The organism is Dyadobacter sp. UC 10, from assembly GCF_008369915.1.
Lineage (GTDB): Bacteria > Bacteroidota > Bacteroidia > Cytophagales > Spirosomataceae > Dyadobacter.
Genome location: NZ_VSRN01000001.1, coordinates 5,268,924 through 5,292,896, shown reverse-complemented (window position 1 = coordinate 5,292,896; position 23,973 = coordinate 5,268,924). Strand labels below are relative to the sequence as shown.

Genomic DNA, 23,973 nt, shown 5'->3' with positions numbered 1-23,973 from the left:
GTCAGATAATCAATGTAGTAAATTATTTACTCCGCGTAATCGGGGTTGTTGGGTACCAGTCCGAGACTTCCCAGAAAATCCATGCACGCTGCTTTCACCTTATAATTCCGGCTTCTGGATTCATCAGCAAAGCGGTTTTCTACTTTCTGCACCGATCTGATCGTTTCGATAAATGGCTTTTTGTCAGAGATGTAAAGCAGGTAGTTAATGCTCATCAATGCCAGTTCTGCATTGTCCGAATCCACCGATTTGTTCAGATTCACCGCTGCTTTTTCATTTTTAAAAACGTCATAAACGATGGCGGAAGCCGTGATCGAAACCGGCTGGTAATTGTCTTCCATGGCTGCCACGAGTTCCTTTTCAAATGATTTCAAAACATCTGCTGACTGCGAACGAAGGCCCAATGCAGCCCAGTAGCGCACGATTTTGTTGGTATTTTTCAAAAGTTTGATCTGCCGCGAAGCAATATCCTTCCCGCGTTTGCCCGACAATTCAGCCGATGCAAATATTTCTTTGACCGGATAATTTTGATCCGACAACCTGTAATCATAGGCATTACCGGTTTGCGAAATCATCCCGATCTCGTATTCCGGCAGAAACATCACATCACGCGATTTTAAAAGTGCATTACTCAGCTGCCGCCTCATTTTTTCGGCTACTGATTTCAATTCAGGACCGTTAATCAGATTTTTGGTCTCCCACGGATCGTTTTGAACATCGAATAAAAATTCAGCAGGACGTTCGGCGAACAGACTGCTTTGCAACTTATCTAATTTATTGTCAGCCAGATCCTTGCGCATTTGCTGCTTCATTTCCGAAATCTCCATATACCGGATATAGCGTACCTCAGGCATGAATGGCAAGAAATTGCGGGAATACATATACCGGCCGTCGGTGACGCTGCGAATCATATCAATACCGTTGTCCGAGCGGTCGGAGGACAGTATCAAATGGTCCGTTTCGGCTGAACGTTCCGGGCCGACCAGCTTCCGGCCTTTCATGTAATCCGGGACTTTACCACCGGCCAGACTGATCAATGTCGGCGCAAGGTCTTCGAAATCAATCAGTTCATCCGCAACCATACCACTCGCCCCCCAGGGTGAAAGGTGCTTGTACATCGGCGGGAACCAGATCACAAAAGGCACGCGGTAACCCAGGTCGATCCCGTTCGTTTTACCGCGCGGGATTCCCTCGCCGTGGTCGCCAAAGAAAAAGATAATGGTACTGTCGCGGAGGTGATCGTCGTCGAGCCTCTTGAGCAGTCTGGCGATTTTGTTATCCGTCAGTTTAAGCGAATTGTAAACCCGCGCAAACTGTTTCCGCATTTCAGGACTGTCGCGGTAAATCGGCGGCATTTCAAATGCATTTTCAGCAATACGTTCGTTCTCAGGCAATTGATCCAGCACGTTCTTAACATATTTATCGTATGCATCCGTCATCGTCCGCGACTGGTGCGAATCGTTGTAATTAAAAACCGAAAAGAAAGGCTGTCCGGGCTGACGGTTCCACCAGCCAGCCTTAGCCGAACTTTCGTTCCACGCATCGGCGATAAACTGCTTCTCTTTGAAGACGTTATAATCCGTTTTGGCATTATTGGAAGTATGGTAGCCGGCCAGCTGCATATAATATGGAAATCCATGCAAATTGGCCGGAAGCGTGTAATTGCTGCGGTGGTTCCCGGTGCCGGTTTCGTAGGTTTTTACGCCCGTAATGAGCGCAGTGCGGCTCGGCGAGCAGACTGTCCCGGTTGAAAATGCATTGGTAAACCGCACTCCATCCTTCGCCAGCCGATCGATCGCGGGCGTTCGCGCGTCCTTATTTCCGTAGCAGCCGATGAACTTCGGCGATGTATCTTCAATGGTGATCCAGAGAATGTTAGGTCTTTTTTGGGCAAAAGAGTTAACGGCCAGGACTACCAGCCAGCACAATACTACGATCCGTTTTACAGTCACTATTCTCATTTTACAGCTTTTTCAAAATCCGACTCATTCACCCAGCCGGCCTTCATTTTTTCACCTTTCATAAATCGTTCGTAAAAATTCCGGGTAGCGGGTTCTGCATAGGGATATTGGTCAAAAACAGCGCCGTTGCCAAACATGCGCGGATCTTTCTGAATTTTCAACTCCTGCTCCATTTGCTTTTTAAGCGCAGCTTTTACCTGCGCATACTTCGGATCATTTGCCAGGTTTTTCATTGCATCGGGATCTTTTGCAATGTCATACAGCTCTTCTGCCCCTTTTTTCCCGAAAGACAAATCCCACAATTTCGAGCTTTTACCCTCCCGTTTTTCATTGATAATCTCCGTTTTTGTCGGGCTTCCGTCCGTATCCAGATACCCTGTTTCCGGATTTCCCGCCGGCCAGCGATCGGGCTCGTAGTTAATCGATAAAATCATGTTATCCTTCACGATCCCACGCACCGGATAACCCTCATCGCGCGGCCTGCCCACGTCGGTACGTTCCTTTCCAAGTAATACAAAATTGCGTTTCGGATCGATCCGGCCACTTTTAGGCGAAGTGATCAGGGACATTAACGATTTCCCCTGAACCTGCATGCTGCTTTTTGAAGTAATGCCCGATGCTTCCAGGAAGGTAGGCGCGAGATCAATAAAACTCACCAGGTCGTCGACTTTTCTGCCGGGATTTTTAAGTCCGCTTTTCCACATAATCGCGAGCGGCAAATGGTTGTCGTACTCATAAACATGGCCTTTGGTGCGTGGAAACGGCATTCCATTATCGGAAGTGACGATAACGATCGTATTGTCGAGCTCTCCTTTTTCTTCCAGTATGTTCAGCATTTTTTGAAGATGCTGGTCAAAATATTCGACCTCGTACGCATAGTCGAGCATATCGTTGCGGACGGTCTCATTATCCGGCCAGTAGGCGGGTACCCGGTCGATGTCGGTGATCTTCTTTTTGCCCAATGCAGCGCCGGTGCCGTACTCGTAAACCCGGTGCGGCTCGTGGCCGCCGTACCAGAAACAGAAAGGTTCGTCACCCGTTTTTTCTTTCAAAAACACTTCCAGATTGGCGGCGTAGTTGTTGGGTGAAATGGCTTTTGTCGGCGAGGCCATTTTGATCTCACTGTAATTTTTACCGGTCAAAAGTCGCGGGACACCATTCTTTTTCCCCATATCGCCCGGCGCCCAGCCTTTGCCGGTATAACCTGTTTTATAGCCATTTGCACCCAGCTCTTCCACCCAGGTCGCAAACTTTTCAGGGAAATAAGGAACATGGTTTCCGGCAGCTTCCAGTTGCCACGGATTCCGACCTGTGAGAATACAAGCTCTTGAAGGTGAACATTTTGCATTCGGAGTAAATGCATTGGTAAATAAAATTCCATTCTTCGCAACCCGGTCAAAACCCGGCGTTTTGACCCAACCATTGGAAAGTCCGTAAGCGCCCATGTGCCTGAACGACGCATCGTCGGCAATGCAAAAGAGGATGTTCGGCCTTTTCGCCGGAGCATGCTTCTCACCTTTCTGGATCTGGATCGCCGCCAGAACTGGAAAAAGCAGCAATGCCAGCCAAATGTGTTTTTTTAAGAGAATCATAAAAGGTTAAGTGTTTAGGAAATTAAGGTTTTGCCAAGGAAAGCTGATACTCTTTCGCGAAAGTCCGGAACCCAGATTTTGTGCTGACTGAGGCTGATTTCAAAATATTTTCATTCACCAGACTTTCCACAGAATGCCCTTTTTCCTGCCAGATTGCCGCCGCCTGAATCGCCACCGCTTCATCAAAAGCAGCCAGTTTTTTGACGAGGAGCGCAATATCTTCTTTCGACTCACGAATGAGCCTTTCAGCATAAGTATGCGCGCTCGACCAGCTTTTATCCCGATCCGCGTCAACGAAAACCGCCCCCGACGAACCCATTACTTTTTTAATCCAGGTTGTTGAAGTGGGCTGATACGGTTTGGCAATCTGCCAGAACGGGCCAACCTCACCCGGACCTTCGGCAATAGCGACGAGATGCACGTCATGTTCCGGCGCGGGAATATTCCAGGTTGCCGTCCATTTCAAACCGGGCTTTTGTCCGTTAGCGATCTTTGTCTCTCTGATCTTTTTTCCGTTTGCATACAAGGCAACTTGGTCGGCAGTAGTCCAGCCGGGGCCGGAAACGCGGATGGAAACGGATATTTCCTTTCCTGAAACCTGCACAGTATCGCTGGAAGCGTAGTCTTTGTTGACAACCAGCTCGGTTAGCAATCCATAACTGACCATCACCCTGCCTTTGGTGAACTGATCAATCGCGTGGGTAATATCGATTTTCGCCGGGTCTTGATCGGCGGTTTTGATGTAAGTCCGCGCCTGTCCGAGCAGGAACCGGCTCACCGTGTGCGTGTCGGTACTGCCTGCCGGAGTCACGGAATATCCGCGGTTGAGCAAGCCAAACCAGTCATCGTAAAGCCGCATAATATCCGATTGCGTCGCACCCGAATTGATGACTTCCATGGCATTGGCCGGGAATTTCCAGCCGGTCAGCGTCATCCCTGCGGAGGCAATATGCCGCGACGGATCGAATGGCCGAAAGTTCGAATGCAGGTCCCTGGCGTGGTTCAGGATAATCCCTTTTACATGGCCCACCTTCATCACGTTCACCGGCAGCTCGTCCCATTTGCTGATTTTGTGATCAATAACCGGACTATTCAGGTCAATCGGGAACATATTAAAATGGCCGATCGGCGTGGTGACTTCGATACCGTTTACGATGGTGAAAAATGCATTCAAACCCAGCTTTCTGGCGGCTGGATTGAGGTCTGCGTATAAGTTGTGGTCTGTGATAATGGGCAGCTCAATGCCTTCGCCGGCAATAGTCAGAATCCGTTCTTCATCGGTCGCGTCGCCGTGACGCGAATGCGTGAATGTATGAATGTGTGTGTCGCTGCTCACCCAGCCGTCAGTCGCGACTTCTCTTTTGATTTTGAACTGCTTTTTAAGAACATCCCCCGGTTTCAAAGTTACCAGCGCCGAATCGACAGCATATTCAAATCCGCGTGTCGCAAAAATCCGGTAAGTCCCGGCCGGCAAACTGATCATCGCTTTACCGTTTCCTGTGTACACAAATCCCTGGCGAATAGCGAGTTCCTGGCCCGGTTTGGCCATTAGCGGCATCAAAACGCCGTTTTTATCCGCAATGGTAATGCGCGACGGAATCAGTTTGTTTTCACCGTCGCGTACTTCCAGTTCCAGAGTTGCCTCGGAAAGCACCTCATTGACAGGCCTGCTTTCGATAAAAATTTCACTGATCCGAATGTCATTGGAAACGTTCGCCGCCGGTTTCTTGGCAGGCGCGATCTGCAATGTGTTTTGTCCTTCTTTCAGCAGTCCCGCCGGGATTTCGAAGAACGAGATCATATCCTTCTCGTCCTCCGAAAGTTTGCCCAGCTTTTGATCATTTAAGGTAACAATCCATTCAAGCTCGACGCTGTAATGCCGCACAAACAAGCTCTGCGCACCCGGAACCGGCTTGGCATCGAAAGTAAGCGCAAGTTGACCACCATCAGAAGCCGCCGGAAACTCCGCCCATTGCGGTTTGTCCCCGATCCGTAAATGATGGACTTTCTGATCTGAAAAAAGTCTCTGACCAACAGCCGAATGGCAGATCAGCAACAGTATCAACGCTTTACAGATTGTTACATGCATTGTTTACGGGTTTTGTATCAGGTTTTTATTCAATACAATTTCCTGTTGCGGGATAAAATAGATCACTCTTGGGTCGGTCGGCTGGATTACCTGCGTGTTTTCGCCGCTCAGTAAATGGTAACCCGGATAGTTCCGCACCATCGGCAGGTTGTTTCTGAAAACGTCAAATTTGCGGAGGCATTCGAATGACAATTCCAGTCTCCTTTCTTCCAAAACCACATTCAGCACCGAGGTATGGCCTTTCAGGTCTGTCGTCGAATACAATGCAGTTCCGGTAAGTCCTGCGCGGGTGCGGATCAGGTTTACATCGTCGATGGCCGCTTTTGCATTACCCAGTTTTGCATTGGCTTCCGCCCGTGTCAGGTATATTTCGGCCAGCCGCAGGTAAATCGGCGAGCTTAAAGTCTGTATGCCGTCCTGTCCCGAATATTTGAAAATAAAATACTTGGGAATGCCATTCCTGGCCGCAATCACGTCCTTTCCGGACGCATCTTTCACATAAGCAGGCTTCACAAAACTCTGACGGGCATCATTCGGATACTTGTTCAAAAGGTTCCGGTAGCTCTCGGATGCATACATTTCACCCCAGCCCAGCCCGGCCGTTCCGTCATACATCGAGCCGATCGCCTCTTTGGCAAGATCATCGACCACCATGTGTTTGATCGCAAAAATCGTTTCCGGGTTACTTTCGTTGGAAAGCGTGAAAAACTTCTTGTAAGTCTCCGTGTCCACCAGTTTGTACCTGCCCGACTTGATCACCTTATCGGCATATTCAATGGCTTTCTCATTGTTTTCCATATACAAATACACGCGCGACAAAAGTGCCTGTACGACTTCCTTTGAGGCAAAACTGCTGTTTTTGGTTGAGTTCAGAAGCGTTTCAGCTTTGGTCAGGTCGGCGATTACAAAATCGTATACCTCTTTCACGCTGCTGCGCGGCGGCAATGCGCTCACCTCGGTGTCCTTCCGGATCATCACGCCCGGATTGTTGCCCTGATTTTGGGCATAAGGTCTTCCGAATGTGTTCACGAGGTCAAAATGGATCATCGCACGCAGGTACAGGTTTTCCCCCAGCAGCTGGTCCGTTTCGGGCGATTTACCTTCCTCTACATTTTCGATGACCTTATTGGTACCATAAATCGCCTCGTAAGCCCGTCGCCAGAACCGGCTCGTTTGCGTCATTTCCACGAGATGGCGGTAGTTATAGGCGAAGAAAAAGTTGTTTCCGGTAGAACCGCTCAATGTCACATTATCACTCGGGTACTCTGTAATAAAGTGGTAGAACGTCGCGTAATCGAGCGTTTTCAAAAAACTGTAATTCCCCAGCGTAGCCGTTTGAACGCCCTCGGTTGTTGCGAAAATGGTATTCGCGTCCTTACCGTTATAAGGATCCAGCGAAAGCTCACAGGAAGTGGCCACTATGAAAAGCGCGGCGGTATGAAGGTATAATAGTAATTTTTTCATCTGATTTCAGGTCCGGTTTAAAGGCCGATATTGATTCCAAAAAGGACTTTTTTGCTGACAAAATATTTAGCTAAGCCTGCGGTAGCATTGTCGAAACCTACCTCGGGGTCCATCCCTGAAAACTTGGTCCAGGTAAACAGGTTATCCCCGCTCACGAACACATGCACATTCGCCAGTTTGATCCGCTGCATCCAGCCCGCAGGCAGGTCATAACCGAGCCGAACGTTGCGCAGACGGATAAAACTGCCATTTTCCAGATAGCGTGAAGACATTTTATTGGAATTCAAATTGCCCCCCAGAATAGCCAAAGGATGCGTAGCAATGTCGCCCGGCTTCTCCCACCTCGACTCTCCATCTCTCAAGACAATGCTATTCACCGTAGGGTATGCTCCTTCCGCACCCAAATTTTCTCTCAAGGCATGGTTGATCTGAACGCCCTGAACGAAATTGAAGAAAACATCCAGACTCAACCCTTTGTAGGTCAGACTATTTGTAAACCCACCGGTGAAATTAGGATTGCTTTTGCCGACGATCTGACGGGTGGCCAGGTTGTAGTTGGACGTATTTTCGCGCGCGGTCACATTCCCGTTCTCATCGTAAGTCAGCTTTTCCCAGAGCGGCCCGCCGGTTTGCGGATCCACGCCTATCCATTTTTGCATATACCAGGTTCCCAGCGGCTGGCCCACGATGACACGCTGCGTACCCAAATCAATGTCCTGACCGTTGTACAGCTCCATCACTTTATTCCGGTTAAAACCAATATTGAAATTAGTTTTCCATACGAAATCCCTGACATTGAAATTCGTAGTGTTCAGTTCAAGATCAATCCCCTGATTTCTGATCTGGCCGATGTTCTGTATCTGCGTTTTAAAACCGGTTGCCGACGAAAGCGGCACGTCGAACAGCAGGTTTTTGGTATTCCGCTGGTAGGCGTCGATGGACAGGTCGATGCGGTTGAAAAAACCGATATTCAGCCCCACGTTTGTAGTATAAGCCTTTTCCCAAGAAAGATCCGGGTTCGCAAGCCTGGCTGGAATTGCACCGGAAGTACCTGCATATTGGGTAGAAAAACTGTAAAGCGCCCGCGTAATGAAATCTGTAATGTTAGCATTTCCCGTGGTGCCATAGCTTCCGCGCAGTTTCAGCAAAGTGATGGTATTGGATTTGGGCATAAAATTTTCGTTCGTCACGATCCACGAACCACCCACAGCCCAGAAATTCCCGTACTGGTTATTCTCCCCGAATTTGGAAGAACCGTCCATTCTGAAAGAGGCTGTCGCGAAGTATTTGTTGTTGTAATTGTAGTCGGCCTGCGTGAAATACGAGTTAAATGCACTGCGGTTTTTCGATCCGGCAATCGCCACCGGCGTGGCTGAAACGTCCATGACATTCAGCCCCGAAGGAACACCTCCGCCGCTGCTATTGGTAAAATCGCCGTAATTTCCCTGAAACTCCGCCCCGATCAACCCGCCGATCGAATGCGCCCCGAAATTTTTGGAAGCCTTGAACAAATTGGAATTCAATAAAGTCTGGCTGTAAAGCAGGTTGTTGCGCAACAGTCCTTTGCGGATACCGCCTGTCAAGGTCCTTGGATCGTCGTAAATCTCCGCCCGTGAATTGTTCAGGTCGACGCGGTTTGTAGATGAAAAACTGAGCCAGTCGTTGATATCATAATTCAGTACAAAATCCCCCTGCACACCGCTTGACCTGGCGGTACTGTAATTGTACTGCATCGGAAAGAGGAAATTGAAACGATCGCGGCCAAACCAGTCCGGCTCGGTTCCGATGCGGATGCTTCCGTCGTCGTTGTAAGGCCGGTCGGTGGGGAGGTTGTAAAAGGTTGTAAACGCGCCGCCGCGTTCTCCCGAATAATCAAACTGGGTGTAGTCCATGCGACCGTTCAGCCTGCCTGAGATCCGCACCTTTTGGTTGATCTGATGATCGAGGTTCATCCTTACATTGAAGCGTTTATACCCCGAATTAGTCATCGTCCCCTGCTCATTGAAGTAATTCCCGCCGATATAAAACCGCGTCTTTTCATCACCGCCCGACGCCGAAACTTCGTAGTTCTGAGTAACCCCTTTTCTGTAAACAAGGTCGCTCCAATCGGTATCGTAGTTGAGCAGGCTGGCTGGAAAGTTGGTGTTCAGATAAGCGTCCAGAGAGGTAGCAAGCCCTTTTGTCTTTAAAAAAGCATTGATCTGATCCTCTGTCGGGTTAGGGGTTGTTTTGGAAAGATCATTGATAAATGCCTGGCGTTTCCCGTTGTAATCATTGACGTAAATAGGCCGCGTATAATCATAATATTGCTGCCTATTCATCATTTTGAAGTTACCCCGCGAAATAGTACTCACGCCGAGCGAGGTATTCACATTGATCCTCGTTTTGCCCGATTTGCCGCTCTTCGTCGTGATCACGATCACGCCATTTGCGGCACGCGAACCATAAAGGCCCGTCGCAGCAGCGTCTTTCAATATCGTAACCGACTCAATATCACTCGGGTTGGCTGTACCGCCGATCACCCCGTCGACCACATAAAGCGGATCGGCACCGGCACTGATGGTACCATTTCCCCTGATCCTTACCGCCGGAGTTGCGCCCGGCTGACCCGTGGAGGCAGATACCATTACCCCTGATGCCCTGCCCTGCAACAGGTTTCCCAGATTAGGGCTGGTTACGCCCCTAAGCTTTTCGGCACTTACTACCGAGACGGAACTGGAAAGCTGCGTTTGGTTTTTGGAGCTGTAACCTACCACAACCACCTCATTCAATGCCTTATCTTCGCCTGACAGCTTTACCGAAAGCGTGGTACGGTTTCCCACACTCACTTCCTGGGCGGTATAGCCAACAAAGCTGAATATCAGCACCGCGCTCTGGTCGGGCACGTCGAAATCGAAGGCACCTTCCGTATTGGTGGTGGTACCTCGCTGGGTACCTTTGAGGATCACACTCACGCCAGGCAGCGGCTCGCCCTGCTCGTCGGTCACCTTTCCGGTAATATTGATCTCTGCCCGAAAAGCAGGTACAGCCTGCGGGGCAACGGAAGACGCCTTTTTGTTGGGTTCCTTGCGTAGCACAATGTAATCTCCGGACACTTTATAATCGATTTCCAGCGGGGTGAGCAGCCGGTCCAGCACTACCTCCAGCCTTTCTTTGCTGGCAACCAGGGACACTTTTTTCTCGCCGCGTACCATCTGAGGAACATAGGAGAACTTTACTTTTGCGACTTCCGCAATGCGGTTCAGCACCACCGCCAGGTCTTTCTCCTCCACATCGATCGATACGGGCCGGTTCAGCAGCTCCTGCGCCACGCCGGTACTGGCGAACGAAAGGCTGGTAAAGATCAGGAGCAGCGTCAGTTGTACACAGGTGATCCTCATAATCAGGTTTAGGTTTGGGACATAATCCCGCAGGTTTTTCATAATTTAACCATGTTTTTTGTTCTCGGAACTGGGAATAAAGGGCAAAACAATCCCTTAGCCTGTCGGAACAGGCATACTTGCAGACGGCAGGGCCGGGGATTGGGACCGGTAATGTGACAGCATTACCGGCTTTTTCATTGAAAGTGAGGCAGGTCAGGATCTATTCATAGGCAAAGCGGCTTTTTAAAGTTCAGGATCATTCTGTTTTACAGCCTTTTCCGGATATCACGATCTCCGTTCCCCACACCTGGTAGGTCGCGCCGATGGTCTGGCAGATAATATCCAGTTTCCGGAAAAGCGGCTCATTCCCAAGCGGGGCTGTCAGATCACAATTTTCAACCGTGGCGGCATCGTAGGCTATTGAAACACCGTAGGATTCTTCCAGCGTTTCGAAAACTTTGCTCACCGAAGTATTTTCAAACAAAAAATCGGGGTATGCTTTCGGGGTATTGATCACGGCGGGTTCCGCGACAAAACTTTTGGATAGCAGGTTCTGCGCTGGATCGTAAGTGACCTGCATATTGGGCGTAAGTACCACTGCACTTGCAGACCTGCCGCTACCAGCCTTTCGAGCGGATTCCAGCATATAAACTCTCACTTTACCCGATTTCACAACCACGCTTGCCCTGGCATTTTCCGAGGAAGAAGTAACCGTAAAGCTCGTGCCGACTACCTGCGTGACGAGCCTGTTGGCGTACACGAAAAATGGCTTTTTTTCATTTTTAGCGACATTAAAAAAACCTTTTCCAGTGAAGTATACCTCCCGTTTCTCACTCGAAAAAGTGGCCGGATAGCTGATGCGGCTACCAGGAGAAAGTTCAACAGAACTGCCATCGGGCAGATTGATCAGCTGTGTTTTTTCGGTTGTATTGACCTTTTCATTCATTTTCACGGCCACCTGACTGAGCTGTCCGGAATAGGTAACGGACCGGTTTTCAACTCGTTTCGTAACTATATACCAGCCCAGCGAGCATAGCAGCAAGGTAACGCAGGCGGCGGCGGCCCAGCGCCAGGAAAATTGTAACGCCCCCCTTTGCAATACCTGCGGTTCGGCGGCAACCTCCGTTGCGGCAACCTCCGTTGGGGCAACCTCCGTCTGTTCATTGATGTATTCCCACATCCGCGCGCCCTGTTCCTCAGCTGGCAGGTTTTGCAAATTTCGCATCGCATTCAGCATAGCCCTGGCCGACAAAATCGCGGGCTTCTTTTCGGGAAACCTTATCAGGAATTCAGTCCAGTAAGCATGGGTTTCCGGGTCATTCGATAGTACCCATTTGCGAAAACGGTCATCCTGAATAAATTCTTCCGATGCATCATTGCGGTAGCCTTCCAATGTATTATAGGTATATAAAATAGAACATTTCTGCTTACTCCTGACAAGAGGAACGAATTCAGAAACTGTCCCCCCGAAAAGCAAAAAATATTTTCAATACTGAAATATAAAATCTATCGATATTGTAGACAAAAGTAACCCGAGTTTCCTCATGAGCAAGTTTATCCATATTAAATTTATGATCAGGATCGAAATCGTCCTTAACCCAGCTCTCCAATCATCGAAAGCAGGAAAAGCAATTCCATGAACGGTGCGAGGTCCCGGGTGTGTTCGCGCAGGTGCGTCAATGCCTTGTAAAGGGTATTGCGAACAGATTTTTCTGAGATCCCCATGATTGCGGCGATTTCCTCCGTTTTGAAGTTTTCGAAAAAGCGAAGGGTTACCACTTCGAGCTGGCGTTCGGGAAGCTGGCTGAGCATTCGCATCAGTTTCAAGGTCAGCAACTTCTCCTGCTCTTCCTGCTCAAAGAAATACAATCCCGGGTCGTCAGCAGGAACGTACTCCGGGTTGATGTCCTGAAAATGCCTGTTCCGCGACGAGAGTCTTGCAATATCACGCCTCAATGCCCGGAACAGATAGAATTTTACATGAACAACTTCTGAAAGTCCCTGCCGCGTGCGCCATAATTGAATAAAAAGGTCCTGGATCGCGTCCTCCACCTGCGCCGCATCGGGAAGCAATTTGTAGCCATAGTTATAAAGTGGCCGGTAATGCAATTCATAAAGCTGCCCGAATGCAGCCTTATCCCCCTGCTTGAAGGTTTGCCAAAGGGATTCTTCATGTGATTTGCTTTGATCCAATTCCGGCGGGATTGAGGGGATGATCAAATATAAATTATAAGGCAGTCCTAAAAAAGCTTTTTAAATACATATAACATATACATAAAAGAGGATGGACTAAAAGCCTCATCCTCCCTACGTTTGCACCAAAATATAATCCGGGAATATCAGTTGTGAACAAATGCCCCGGCCGGAACATGCCCGGCGTCGCCGCCCGGCGCCTGCCAGTTCATTGTCAATAGCGGCGCTTTACCTTCTTTGATATGATAAAAGATCCTGACCGGGTGGTCGCCCGCTTTCAGCGCTACCGAGGCGGCTGCCTGCTGGTCAGTTTGCCCCTCAAAACTTCCGTCAAGGACATTGGCCTGGTGTAGTTTCATCAAAAAACCGCTGTTACCCGACATAGTCATTTGATAAGTACCGTCTTTGTCAATGCGCACCATTCCCTCCAATACAATCAGGCCGGTTTTGGTTTTAATTTTAGAAAAATCCAGCGAAGACAAAACTCCTCCTTCGGCAGGCTTTTCGTCCTTCAAATCAGCCACCCAGGGAAAAATCCCTTTGTAAACCTTAAACCGCAGACCGGACTTGGTCGCCCTGGTCGCAACCGGCGGGATCAATGCATTGTCATAAGGTCGCTGCGCTTCCGCGTCGGGGCGGCGTACCTGCAATACCTGCGCTTTGAAATCCTGCTGCATTTGTCTGAATGCAGGATCGGCAGCCAAGTTTTTGGTTTCCTGCGGATCTTTTACCACATTATAAATCTCGAAATCATCCTCAGCCGAGTTGATCCCGTACCTCACCCCCACGAAATCTCCCTTCCGGATCTTCTGCATCTGGTTCCGTTTCCGCGACCTGTGGTTCGGCGAAAACTCTTCGAAATCGGGGGTTTTACCGTTCTGGTCGTATTCGATGTAAACCAGACTTTCGGTTTTGTTCCCCTTGCCGGTCAAACGCGGCAGCAGCGTTACACCGTCCGCACGTGCGGGCGACGGAACCTGGGCCGCATCGGCAAATGTCGACAGCCAGTCGTGCGAGGCACTTGGGGCGTCGATCACCTGGTTGGCCGGAATCTGTCCGGGCCAGCTCACGATCGTCGGTACGCGCACCCCGCCTTCCCAAACGTCCCGCTTGATCCCGTCGAACGGGCCGAAACTGTTGAAAAACTCGGGACTGTAATCCGCGTATTCTTTCGGCAGATACGATTCGACGGAAGGACCATTGTCGGAAGTGAATACAACCATCGTATTCTGATCGATTTTGAGATCTGTCAGCAATTTGAAAATATCACCTATCCCGTCGTCAATGCGGCGGCACAGCGTTGCGTAACGTTTATAAGTGTCCGGCCACGGCTTTTCGGGTGTCGACGGATTTTTGTCATCGTCATAAGTAGCATTGGCATAATCGGGATGCACGTAGGAATCGGGCTCCCCGCTTGCGGTATTGATCATTTTGCCGGGAGTACCCAGCCATTGTAAACCGCCCCTCAAGCCGCCGCCTGCGGGATATTGCTGTGTAGGAAGTTCGAGCACAGCGTGCGGGACGTCGTAGGCAAGGTAAAGGAAAAAAGGCTCTTCTTTTTTGCCCGTCTTTGTTTCTTTCACGATCCAGTTTTTCGCGGCTGCTGTCCACAGGTCGGTCGTAAAGCATTTGTCGAGCCCGTCGGAAACTTCCGTTTTATTTTCCCAAACCTTCTTTTTTCCCCTGTAAATGCCCTCTTTCGGATAATGCTCGTGGCCGTCTACGTGTTTGATGTACGCATAGGAATAGTCGAAACCACGGTTCAGCGGGTGAGCAGGCCACTCGGGTTCGGTTGCTTTCAGCCCTTGCAGGCCCCATTTGCCTACCAAACCGGTTTTATAGCCTGCCTTTTGCAATACATTCCCGATGGTAAATGTGTTTTGCAATTCCTTGTCAAACTGGTTGTCGCGCACATTCGAGTGTCCCTGACTGACCCCGAGCAGGATCGACGCCCGCGACGGGGCGCATACCGGCGCGGCGCAATAGTGGTTGGTCAGCATGGCACCACTTTTTGCCATCGCGTCGAGACTGGGCGTGAATTGCCAGGGTTCGCTGCGGTCATTTTTCTTTGTCCGCTGGTTTTGCCAGAAAGCCCCCACATCGCCCCAGCCCATGTCATCCACGAGAATGAAAATGATGTTTGGCTTGGCAGCCTTTTTCTGCTGCGCCGCGACCGGAAAACCGGCCAGTGCCGCAAGCAGCAATATATAAAAACTTGTTAACGTACTGATTTTGAATCTCTTCATACTATCTTGATTTGCTTACCGGTTGTAGTTAGGATTTTGATCCAGATTGGGATTTGTCTGCAATGCCGTGGTCGGAAGAGGCCAAAGGTAATCGCGTTCCGGGTTAAATGAGCGGTTATCCACGACTTTGCCCAGATAATTAGTTACCTCCTTATTCAGCTCTACATCTGCCGTTTCCCAACGTTTTAAGTCAAAATAATAAAGCCCCTCCCCTACAAATTCAATCCTCCGCTCGTGGCGCAAACGTTCCCGCATGGCGGCCTGCGTAAGTCCTGCCGGAAAATCGGGCATTCCTGCACGCTTACGCACCTGGTTTACAGCCGCATATACCGATGCATCCGGCCCCGCAGCCTCATTTTGAGCTTCGGCATAAGTGAGCAATACTTCGGCATAGCGGATCAGGACTACGTTGAGATCAGAGATATTGTCGACCTTTCCCGCCGGTGAAGCTTCGGCATCTTTGTAGGTAGTCCCTTTTTTCAATCCATACCCCGTCTGCGGATAAGTTGCAGCTACAACCGGCTTGCCTTTGAACTGGCTTCCTATGTAAATGATCGTATTTTTTAGCCTGGGATCACGATTTTCGAACGGTTTTGCCGGATCGTACAACGGCGAATCTTTGATCGACTTTCCATCTGTAAGTCCGTATTCATCTATCAGGTTCTGCGTCGGGGCAAAGGAATTGAACTGGTCAAACTGGATATCGTTGCTATGGGTAAATTCCGGCTGCTTGTATTGCACATCGAGTATCACCTCTGTATTCCCTTCGTTTTCCGGCATAAAAAGCCCCCGGTAATCGGGAAACAATGCATTGGATTTCAGGTCAATCACTGCTTTGGAAGCCTCCGCAGCAGCGGCCCATTTACCGCCGTACAATAAAATACGTGCTTTCAGGGCGAGTGCGGTTGCCTTGCTTACCCGTCCCTTATTGGCAGCGGTAACGGTGGCTGGCAATGCAGCGGCAGCGGCGTCGAGATCGGTGAGCATTTGTGTTTCGATCTCTTCGGCAGTATTACGCGGCAGGTCTCCCTGCTCCTTTACCGGCGGGTCGGTGATGAGCGGGACGCCGCCGTAAACCGACCACAGGCTGAAATAAAAGAATGCGCGCAGGAACTGCGCTTCGGCAATCACCGGCTTTTTCCGCGTTTCATCCATCACAATATCCGGAACGCGGGCGATCACCGAATTCGCCCGACCGATTCCCTGGTAGGCTGCGCCCCAGCGGTTATTGATAATCCCCGTATTGGCCGCGTCGTGGATCCCGCGGGCGATATTGCCTGCACCAGCCTGGTTATCATAGCTGTAAAAATTGGGCGTTATCGCATCGAAAGTCGCAGTTATGTTTCCGCCGAACACAGTCATTAACGAACTGTAAGTAGCTGTTAAACCCGCATTGGCGTGCTCTTCGGTTTTCCAGAAAGTAGCTTCGGTAAAACGGTCGGTCGGGTTTACGTCCAGGTAATCGGAACAGCCGGAAAGTAACAGGGCTGAAAGGATGAGTTTATATATTTTCATATTTTAAATTCTTAAAAAGATCAGAATGAAACGTTCAGGCCGAAGGAAACCACCTTGGCGATCGGATATGCAACAATACCAGCTGCAGCCGGGTCCCGCTCCGGGTCACCCAGACGGAACTTGGAAACTGTGATCATGTTCTGCCCATTCACATACAGCCTCACTTTGCCCAAACCCAGTTTTTTCACCAGATTCAATGGTACCGAGTAGCCCAGCTGAATATTTTTTAAGCGCAGGTAGGCGATGCTTTGCAGCCAGAAATCGGACACCTGGAAATTTTGAGGATAACCATTTGCGGTAGTCAGTCTGGGCAGCGATGCGTTCGGATTTTCGGGTGTCCACGAGTCGGTAAGCCAGTCACGGGTTACGCCGGCGCCATTTTTATAGGGCTGTGCCAGGTTGGCTGTCACATAAGTATCTATTTTAAATGTGCCCTGCCAGAACATCGCGAAGTCAAAACCCTTGTAATCCGCACCTGCCGTAAATGTGTAGGTGTAGCCCGGGTTAGACTGCCCGATCACCACGCGGTCGCCGCTGTCGATCTTGCCGTCGCCATTCTGGTCTTTATATTTGATATCACCCGGATTGGTCACATTATTCTGAAAAGGCGACGCGTCGATTTCTGCTTTGGATTGAAAAAGCCCCACAGATTCGAGGCCAAAGAACGAGTTGATCGGAGCGCCTTCCTGAATGATCCTGTTGGTATTATATAGAATAGCACCGTTCGTATTCTCCACTTTATTGATCAAATGGGTGATATTCCCCGCCACATTGTAGTTGACGCCGCCAATCCTGTCGCGGTAGCCGACCGTCAGCTCATACCCTTTATTGGAAACCGAACCGATATTGCTGAGCGGCCCCTGCAGGTTCCCTACCTGGGCTGGCAGGTTCACACGTGCGAGAATGCCGTCGGTATACTTGCGGAAAAGGTCGAATTCAAAGGTCAGCTTATTGTTAAAAAGCCCGCCGTCGATGCCGATATTGCTGGCGGTCGTCGACTCCCAGCCTACCGTCGGATCCGCCAGTGTCCTGACTGCCGCGCCGCTGGAAATGACGTTATTGAACGAATAATTGGTGTTGTACCCGCTTGAATTCAGCTCAACTGCATTGATATAGCTGAACAGCGGGATGTTCTGATTCCCCAGCTGTCCCCACGAAGCCCGCAGTTTCAGGTTGCTGATCGCACGCACATCTTTCAGGAAATTCTCCTCGCTGATCCGCCAGCCGGCAGAGAACGACGGAAAGAAACCCCACCTGCGCGACCGCTCAAAACGGGAAGATCCATCGAGCCTGAAATTCGTTTCAAACAGATATTTGTCATTGAACACATAATTAATGCGCCCAAAAGTGGACATAATGCGCGATTTGGTCGAAGTACCACTCACAAGCGGATTCAGGCTTCCGCCGTTTAGTTCGGTGATTTCATTGCCAAGATATCCCTGGTTTTGTGCACTGAACCTGCCGATGGAAAACTGCTCCAGACTGAAACCTCCCAATACATTCAGGTAATGCTTTTCTTTAAAGGTCTTCTCCCAGTTGAGTGTGTGAAAATTGGTGAAAGAAAAGTTAAGCCCGCTTTCCTGCTTCACGCCGCGAGGCGGAATATTGCCCATATTAACAATTTCGCCGGTTTTGGTATTAGTTATAGGGATAACCGGGTAGTTGAATTTCTCGTTTTCAAAGTAAATGTTCGGCGCTACCGTGATTTTGTATTTGATGTCAAAAGGCAGGTTAACCTGCGCGTAAAGGTTGGCTATCCCTCTCAGGCTTTTGTTAATGTGCCTTCCTTCCAGCGAAAGTGCGTATGGATTTCTGAAAAAGTTATGCCCCGGCACACGGATCCACTGGTCGGCATAAGCGCCGCTTGCAGTCAGGTTCGTCTGCATGGGTAAACCGCGGTAAATCAATCCCATGATCCCACCTTCACCGTTGGCATCATTGGCAGTATATGCGCCTTCGTTATTGTCCCACCAGGTCGCGATCACATTGCTCCCGATCGTCAGCCAGGGTGTGACATCCGAATTGATATTGGTACTGAAAGAATATTTCTGAGCGCCGCTTCCTGGCAAAACCCCCTTCTGGTTCAGGTAACCCAGTGAAACCGAGTAGGTCGACTTCTCACTTCCGCCCGACAGCCGCACATTGTGCTCCTGAATCGCCGCACTTCTGAACATCAGCTTAAACCAGTCTGTATTCGGGTAAACGTAAGGATCGGTACCGTTTCGGTATTCCTGCATCAACTCGGGGGAATATTCGGCGGCGCGTCCTTCATTGGCAAGCGCCCGGTTTTTGCCTTCCATATATTCCAGCGTGTTGGTCACCACATTGTCAGGCAGCCGCGTTGCCGTCTGCACGCCGAGGTAACCCGAATAATCCACCCGGACTTTCGTATTTTTCATCCCCGTTTTGGTCGTGATCAGCACCACGCCATTTTGCGCGCGGCTTCCGTAAATAGCAGCCGAAGCAGCATCTTTCAGAACCGTAACTTTCTCGATATCATTGGGGTTCACATCTCTTAATGAAAACTCGACCCCGTCCACCAGCACCAGCGGCCCGGTGCCGGTTTCGGTATTATAGGAACTTGCGCCCCGGATTGTGATATTGGCCCCGTCTGCACCCGGCCTTCCCTGGTTCATATTCACAAAAACACCCGGCAAACCCTGTAATGCCTGTGAAGAGTTCGTGATCGGACGGTTTTCGATCGCTTTTGAATCAATCGAGGCAATAGCGCCGGTCAGGTTCACTTTTTTCTGCGTTCCATAACCTACTACTACCAGCTCTTCCAATTCTTTCAGGTCCGGTTTTAAAGAAATATTTAACACCGACTGGTCTCCTACTGCCACTTCCTGTGCGATATATCCCACAAAAGAAAAGATCAGCACTGCCGCATCTTCTACATTCTCCAGCGCAAAGCTGCCGTCGACATTAGTGGTTGTTCCCGTTGCGGTACCTTTCACCAAAATGCTCACGCCCGGCAATCCAGCGCCCTTTTCGTCGGTAACGGTACCCGAAACCTTCTTCTGCTCGGGCTGTACTTTTGTCTTGGGCAGGTCAGTTTCCGGCCTGATCAGGGATCTGTCGGGAGTCAGGACGATCACTTTCTCTGTTGCATCGTAATTAATGCCGAGCGGTTTAAAGTACTTATCCAGTACTTCCAATACCGTCTGGTTTTTCGCAGCAATCGAAATAACACGCTGCGATCCAATCAGTTCAGGACTGAATACGAAACGGACCGTGGTATGGCTTTCAATCTCGTCGAGCACAGACTGGATCGACCGGTTTTTAATATCAATATTAACTTTTTTTCTGAGCAGGTCCTGCGCGTCAACGTCCAATGCAATTGCACTGACCGTACACGACAGCATCATCAGAAATGGTAAGGCGCTGATTTTCATTAGCCAAACAAAATAGTAGTAGCCGAGTATGCTTTTTTTCATACTTTTAAAATGGTTTTGAACTGTGGAAATGGTTGAAGCCAGCTCAATCCGATCCGTATCGTCGAAAATGCAAAATCGGAGAGCACAGACCGGCGGTGTTACAGCACTGCCGGTTTTTTAGTTTAGAAGTTTAGAGTTTATGAGTTTAGAGTTTATGAGTTTAGAGTTCGGGAGTTCGGGAGTTCGGAATTGTTTTTGGTTAAGAGTTTAGGAGTTAGGTTAAAAATTAAGGATTTAGGAATATTTCAAAGTTGAAGCTCCTCCGCAAAAAAAGCTTATTGCTTACAGCCTAAAGCTAACAGCTAACAGCTAACAGCTAATAGCTAAAAGCCAACAGCCAAACTAACACCCGCCCGACTTAATCACAATCCCGCCATTCTTAATCGAATAACTGGCATTGATCGCTTTGCACATAGCGTCGATCTGTTCCAGGAGGTGTATACCTTCGAAATTTGCGCGGATTTTACAGGATTTTAATTTTTTAGCGTCAAATGAAATGTCAATATCAAATGCCTTGCGGGCAATGCTGAGATAATGGACGACCTCGATATTCTTTCCGTTCGCGGCCGACCTCAAAAAATAGCTAATCTCGTCGTCAGACCTCAAAAGCGACTTCGAAATACCTTCGCCTTTCTTATTAACAGTGGCCTGCTGTCCCGGCACAACCTGTATTGCTTCTGCAAGGCTGCTGCCATTGAGGCGAGAAACAGCTACCTCGCCTGACCGCACCCCCACAACCGTATTGTCCTCTTTGGCAAATGCCCTGACGCTGAAACTGGTACCCAGCACTTTCGTCACAGTTGCATTGGCGTACACAAAAAATGGCTTCGATTGATCGGGGGCGATTTCAAAAAAAGCTTCGCCCTGCAGCTCTACTTTTCTGTGATCCGGCCCAAACTTGCCGGGATAACGAACTGCGCTGCCAGGTTTTAGAAATATACTGCTGCCGTCCGCAAGTTGTATGAGCTTTGCATGTCGGGTATTGTTCCATTCCCAGCCCTGCCGGTCATTTTGCTCCGACGGCATAGTGCTAACCTCCGGTTGGTTCCGGGCAGGTAACATGTAAAAACCGATGAGCACCGCCAGTATGGCCGCAGCGCCGGCGGCCCAATAGTAAAGCGGCATAAACCGCCGAATTTTTTCCTTTCTGGATGTGAGCCCGAATATTTGCTGTACAGCCTCCGAATGTTCCGAAGGCGACAGCGAAGTATGTTCTATGCGGACAGCGCGGACAATGTCCGCGGCTGCAAGCAATTTCTGCCCTTCAACAGGATACTGCTCGATCCATTGCCGGAATTCCTGCTCCTGACTCTCAGTCGGGTGCAGTACCAGCTCACGAAAAGCTTCGTTCAACGCCAGCTCTTCGACCGTATATTGACTAAAATATTCCATGCAGGGTCATTGCTTTTGGCGTACTATAGACACGCCGTCGTCACAGATACCCTCCGCGGATTAAAAATTTTTATCAGAATGTTTACAAAAAGCCGCCAACGTAAGAAAAACCACTGAGGACCAGTTTATTCGCAACCATTTTAAAGATTTCTGAAGTGTATTGGATACGGATTGCGGGCTGATCTGCATGATGTCTGCGATCTCGTCCCGGGAGAGATTTTCGAAGTATTTCAGGAGAATGATCTCTTTTTGCCGGGCAGGCAGACTGTTCAGCAATGCGGTAAACCGTCGGCTTAGCTCCCTGGTCGTTTCCGAGCGGATCAATTCTTCTTCCACACTGAAAGCAACCTGGAAATAGTCAGCTTCCCAACTGGCATCCGTACTGCCTGCGGGCGGCTCTGCCTGCCGGTGAATCCTTCTTCTCAGCGCAGCAAAAAGATAGGGAGCCGGCGGAATGCTGTCGTTCAGCCTTTTTCTGCTTTCCCAGAGTTTCAGAAACACATCCTGGATGCAGTCCCTGACCAGCTCTTTGTCCCGGCTGAATTTGGACCCGTAGTGAAAAAGGGAGGGATAAATCTGATCGACCAAAGACTCAAACGCCTCATCATCACCAGCTATAAATGCCTGCCACAGCGACTCTTCGGACTGCCTAGAAACGGTCTTCATGGAACAGGGCTAATGGTGATATAGGAAAGAATCATATTCATCGCAAAATAATTATATTAAGAGAACAAATGCTAACGGCGGGTGCTTTTAAGAATCGATGGAATTTATGGAATTAGACTTATTTTGTTCGCCGAACATTTAAAGTAAGCGTAACCGGTCAGTCAAAGACCTTATTTTGCTAAATGCTGTCCAATGAAATACAACCTCTTTGTCGACGAAAGCTGCCACTTAGAACATGACTCTATACCAGTCATGTGCATTGGCTACATTAAAGTACCGGCGACGGTGTATGGGGAGCTATACCAGAAATTTGAGGAGATCAAGCGACGTCACCGGACACCGGGTGAAATAAAATGGAATAAATTTTCAATTTCGCGATTGGCTTTATACAAAGAATTGGTCGATTTCTTCTTTTGTACACCCCTAGAATTCCGATGTGTTTTGGTCAAATATAAAGACCGGTTAAACAACCAGGATTTCAACCAAGGTTCCCATGATAATTTTTACTATAAGTTAACCTACTACCTGTTGCGTCCAAATCCGGTTGATCTTCAATACCGGATCTTCATGGACATAAAGGACACTAAGGGGAAACAGAAGCTTCAAAAGATCACGGAAGTTTTTAATAACTATCACAAAGGCAAATCTCCCTTCATACATTTCCAGCACTTGCGCTCCAACGAAAACATTTTTTTTCAGCTTACCGACTTATTTATCGGCGCGATTACATACAAAGCACGCGTTGAAAATAAAGAGTTCACGGGTCATCAGGCCAAACTGGAATTCATACACTATCTTGAAAAAGCTTCCGGCTTCTCGCTTCATGAAGGCACAGCGCCCTGGGAAACAAAGTTTAATATTTTTGATCATCAGCCTAAGAATCAATAGGAGATGGATCTGCATGAGTTAGGCGACCTTATTTATAACCTTGGGCTGGATCCTACTCAGGCTCATCTCAATCTTTTGTTTGAGGAATTTAAGCGAGATTTCATAGACAATCCCTTTAAAATTGACGGGCTTAATATAAAAATTGTGCTTAAAAACTCCTCAATTCCCGGCTTTGAAACCTATCCCGAAACATTTGTTCATCTGATTACACGAAAAGTGGAGTCCAGGCAGAGAATGTTTGACCGGCATCGGGCAAATAGGATACACTGGATACGCTGCATTCTGGAAAATAGAAATGAAGAAGAAATCATTTTCTTTCAATACCCAGAGGACAGTGGCCGGTTGAGAGATTATTATTGGTACCGAGATGAAGATTTTCTGGTGATTATGGAAAAGATTTTACCAGACTACCTTGTTATCACCAGCTTTCACATTGATAGCGAGCTCAATAGGAAGTATTTCAAAAAACGGCTCGACTGGTTTAGAGCTAACAGGACATAAAAATTGCCGCAATTACGGTAATGCGGCCCACCAGGTCCTTTTCCCTTTGGGAAATGACAAAGCAAAAGTAAAACAGATATAGGATGTTTGCAAGTTGCATCAGGTAAAGCTTCATTGCTTTCAAACTATGCTTATTTTAGCCACTTACCTTCAAACGCTTACTAACACTATGGGCAAGACAAAATTTGAAATTTCATTGGAGTCAGGTATTCATCAGCATATTCATGCGATGGTCGGGAAATGGGAAGGGGTTACCAAAACCTGGTTTGAACCAAACGTAGTCGCCGACGAATCGGCCATGACGGGCAGAATCCAGTCTATTCTGGGAGGCAGGTTTTTGTTGTACCAATACAGCGGTAGCCTCAGCGGCAAGCATTTCGAAGGTTCGGCGACGATCGGGTATGACCTTGCGAATGGAAAATTTCAGGTTTCGTGGATCGACAGTTTCCATATGGGCACGGCGATCATGCTTTCGGAAGGCAGTTCCGTTGAACACGGATTTTCTGTCCTGGGCAGCTATGGCGGCCCGGATATCCCCGTTCCCTGGGGCTGGCGCACGGTTTTTCAGCTCCATGAACTCAACCAACTGACTATTACCGCCTATAATATTTCACCCGAAGGCCAGGAAGACAAAGCGACGGAAACCATTTACCACCGCACAGAATAA

At 49.0% G+C, this 23,973-nt stretch carries 15 protein-coding genes; 3 read left to right on the top strand and 12 right to left on the bottom strand.

Features of this window, described 5'->3' with window-relative positions; genetic code table 11:
* Positions 1 to 26: 26 nt before the first annotated feature.
* The 12 genes from FXO21_RS21930 to FXO21_RS21875 all read right to left on the bottom strand — a co-directional run bounded on the left by FXO21_RS21930 (position 27) and on the right by FXO21_RS21875 (position 21,917).
* On the bottom strand, positions 27 to 1,961 hold the full coding sequence (locus tag FXO21_RS21930) for a sulfatase family protein (RefSeq protein ID WP_149642085.1): 1,935 nt from the start codon (positions 1,959 to 1,961) through the stop codon (positions 27 to 29).
* Positions 1,958 to 3,553, bottom strand: a complete 1,596-nt coding sequence (locus FXO21_RS21925; protein WP_149642084.1) for a sulfatase family protein — start codon at positions 3,551 to 3,553, stop codon at positions 1,958 to 1,960. Before FXO21_RS21925 ends, FXO21_RS21930 begins: the two co-directional genes overlap by 4 nt.
* 22 nt (positions 3,554 to 3,575) lie before the next feature.
* Complete coding sequence (locus FXO21_RS21920) at positions 3,576 to 5,642, bottom strand: CehA/McbA family metallohydrolase (protein WP_149642083.1); 2,067 nt, start codon at positions 5,640 to 5,642, stop codon at positions 3,576 to 3,578.
* A gap of 3 nt (positions 5,643 to 5,645) precedes the next feature.
* A complete protein-coding gene (locus FXO21_RS21915) occupies positions 5,646 to 7,106 on the bottom strand; it encodes a RagB/SusD family nutrient uptake outer membrane protein (RefSeq protein ID WP_149642082.1) in 1,461 nt (486 codons plus the stop codon).
* A gap of 17 nt (positions 7,107 to 7,123) precedes the next feature.
* Complete coding sequence (locus FXO21_RS21910; RefSeq protein WP_149642081.1) at positions 7,124 to 10,528, bottom strand: TonB-dependent receptor; 3,405 nt, start codon at positions 10,526 to 10,528, stop codon at positions 7,124 to 7,126.
* Between the two features lie 196 nt (positions 10,529 to 10,724).
* Positions 10,725 to 11,861 carry a FecR family protein gene (locus tag FXO21_RS21905; protein WP_149642080.1) on the bottom strand — a complete coding sequence of 379 codons (1,137 nt, stop codon included), beginning with the start codon at positions 11,859 to 11,861 and terminating at the stop codon, positions 10,725 to 10,727.
* A 200-nt stretch (positions 11,862 to 12,061) separates the two neighbouring features.
* Positions 12,062 to 12,661 carry an RNA polymerase sigma factor gene (locus FXO21_RS21900; RefSeq protein ID WP_192579294.1) on the bottom strand — a complete coding sequence of 200 codons (600 nt, stop codon included), beginning with the start codon at positions 12,659 to 12,661 and terminating at the stop codon, positions 12,062 to 12,064.
* Between the two features lie 146 nt (positions 12,662 to 12,807).
* Complete coding sequence (locus FXO21_RS21895; RefSeq protein ID WP_149642078.1) at positions 12,808 to 14,907, bottom strand: sulfatase-like hydrolase/transferase; 2,100 nt, start codon at positions 14,905 to 14,907, stop codon at positions 12,808 to 12,810.
* Positions 14,908 to 14,922: 15 nt separating this feature from the next.
* Positions 14,923 to 16,422: a RagB/SusD family nutrient uptake outer membrane protein gene (locus tag FXO21_RS21890; protein WP_149642077.1), complete on the bottom strand. Its 1,500-nt coding sequence runs from the start codon at positions 16,420 to 16,422 to the stop codon at positions 14,923 to 14,925.
* Between the two features lie 20 nt (positions 16,423 to 16,442).
* Positions 16,443 to 19,859 carry a TonB-dependent receptor gene (locus tag FXO21_RS21885; RefSeq protein WP_149642076.1) on the bottom strand — a complete coding sequence of 1,139 codons (3,417 nt, stop codon included), beginning with the start codon at positions 19,857 to 19,859 and terminating at the stop codon, positions 16,443 to 16,445.
* 342 nt (positions 19,860 to 20,201) lie between these two features.
* A complete protein-coding gene (locus FXO21_RS21880; RefSeq protein WP_149642075.1) occupies positions 20,202 to 21,251 on the bottom strand; it encodes a FecR family protein in 1,050 nt (349 codons plus the stop codon).
* 60 nt (positions 21,252 to 21,311) lie between these two features.
* Positions 21,312 to 21,917 carry an RNA polymerase sigma factor gene (locus tag FXO21_RS21875; RefSeq protein WP_149642074.1) on the bottom strand — a complete coding sequence of 202 codons (606 nt, stop codon included), beginning with the start codon at positions 21,915 to 21,917 and terminating at the stop codon, positions 21,312 to 21,314.
* A gap of 192 nt (positions 21,918 to 22,109) precedes the next feature.
* On the opposite strand from FXO21_RS21875, the gene FXO21_RS21870 reads away from it, so the two are divergent.
* The 3 genes from FXO21_RS21870 to FXO21_RS21860 all read left to right on the top strand — a co-directional run bounded on the left by FXO21_RS21870 (position 22,110) and on the right by FXO21_RS21860 (position 23,973).
* The gene (locus FXO21_RS21870) at positions 22,110 to 22,805 is read left to right on the top strand and encodes a DUF3800 domain-containing protein (protein WP_149642073.1); all 696 of its coding nucleotides are present in this window, start codon (positions 22,110 to 22,112) and stop codon (positions 22,803 to 22,805) included.
* A gap of 144 nt (positions 22,806 to 22,949) precedes the next feature.
* Positions 22,950 to 23,306, top strand: a complete 357-nt coding sequence (locus FXO21_RS21865; RefSeq protein WP_192579293.1) for a hypothetical protein — start codon at positions 22,950 to 22,952, stop codon at positions 23,304 to 23,306.
* Positions 23,307 to 23,475: 169 nt separating this feature from the next.
* A complete protein-coding gene (locus FXO21_RS21860) occupies positions 23,476 to 23,973 on the top strand; it encodes a DUF1579 domain-containing protein (RefSeq protein ID WP_149642072.1) in 498 nt (165 codons plus the stop codon).

Bases quoted from the DNA above. Each gene is read 5' to 3' on its own strand.
- FXO21_RS21930 (WP_149642085.1), bottom strand. From the start codon at position 1,961: ATGAGAATAGTGACTGTAAAACGGATCGTAGTATTGTGCTGGCTGGTA.
- FXO21_RS21925 (WP_149642084.1), bottom strand. From the start codon at position 3,553: ATGATTCTCTTAAAAAAACACATTTGGCTGGCATTGCTGCTTTTTCCA.
- FXO21_RS21920 (WP_149642083.1), bottom strand. From the start codon at position 5,642: ATGCATGTAACAATCTGTAAAGCGTTGATACTGTTGCTGATCTGCCAT.
- FXO21_RS21915 (WP_149642082.1), bottom strand. From the start codon at position 7,106: ATGAAAAAATTACTATTATACCTTCATACCGCCGCGCTTTTCATAGTG.
- FXO21_RS21910 (WP_149642081.1), bottom strand. From the start codon at position 10,528: ATGAAAAACCTGCGGGATTATGTCCCAAACCTAAACCTGATTATGAGG.
- FXO21_RS21895 (WP_149642078.1), bottom strand. From the start codon at position 14,907: ATGAAGAGATTCAAAATCAGTACGTTAACAAGTTTTTATATATTGCTG.
- FXO21_RS21890 (WP_149642077.1), bottom strand. From the start codon at position 16,422: ATGAAAATATATAAACTCATCCTTTCAGCCCTGTTACTTTCCGGCTGT.
- FXO21_RS21885 (WP_149642076.1), bottom strand. From the start codon at position 19,859: ATGAAAAAAAGCATACTCGGCTACTACTATTTTGTTTGGCTAATGAAA.
- FXO21_RS21880 (WP_149642075.1), bottom strand. From the start codon at position 21,251: ATGGAATATTTTAGTCAATATACGGTCGAAGAGCTGGCGTTGAACGAA.
- FXO21_RS21875 (WP_149642074.1), bottom strand. From the start codon at position 21,917: ATGAAGACCGTTTCTAGGCAGTCCGAAGAGTCGCTGTGGCAGGCATTT.
- FXO21_RS21870 (WP_149642073.1), top strand. From the start codon at position 22,110: ATGAAATACAACCTCTTTGTCGACGAAAGCTGCCACTTAGAACATGAC.
- FXO21_RS21860 (WP_149642072.1), top strand. From the start codon at position 23,476: ATGGGCAAGACAAAATTTGAAATTTCATTGGAGTCAGGTATTCATCAG.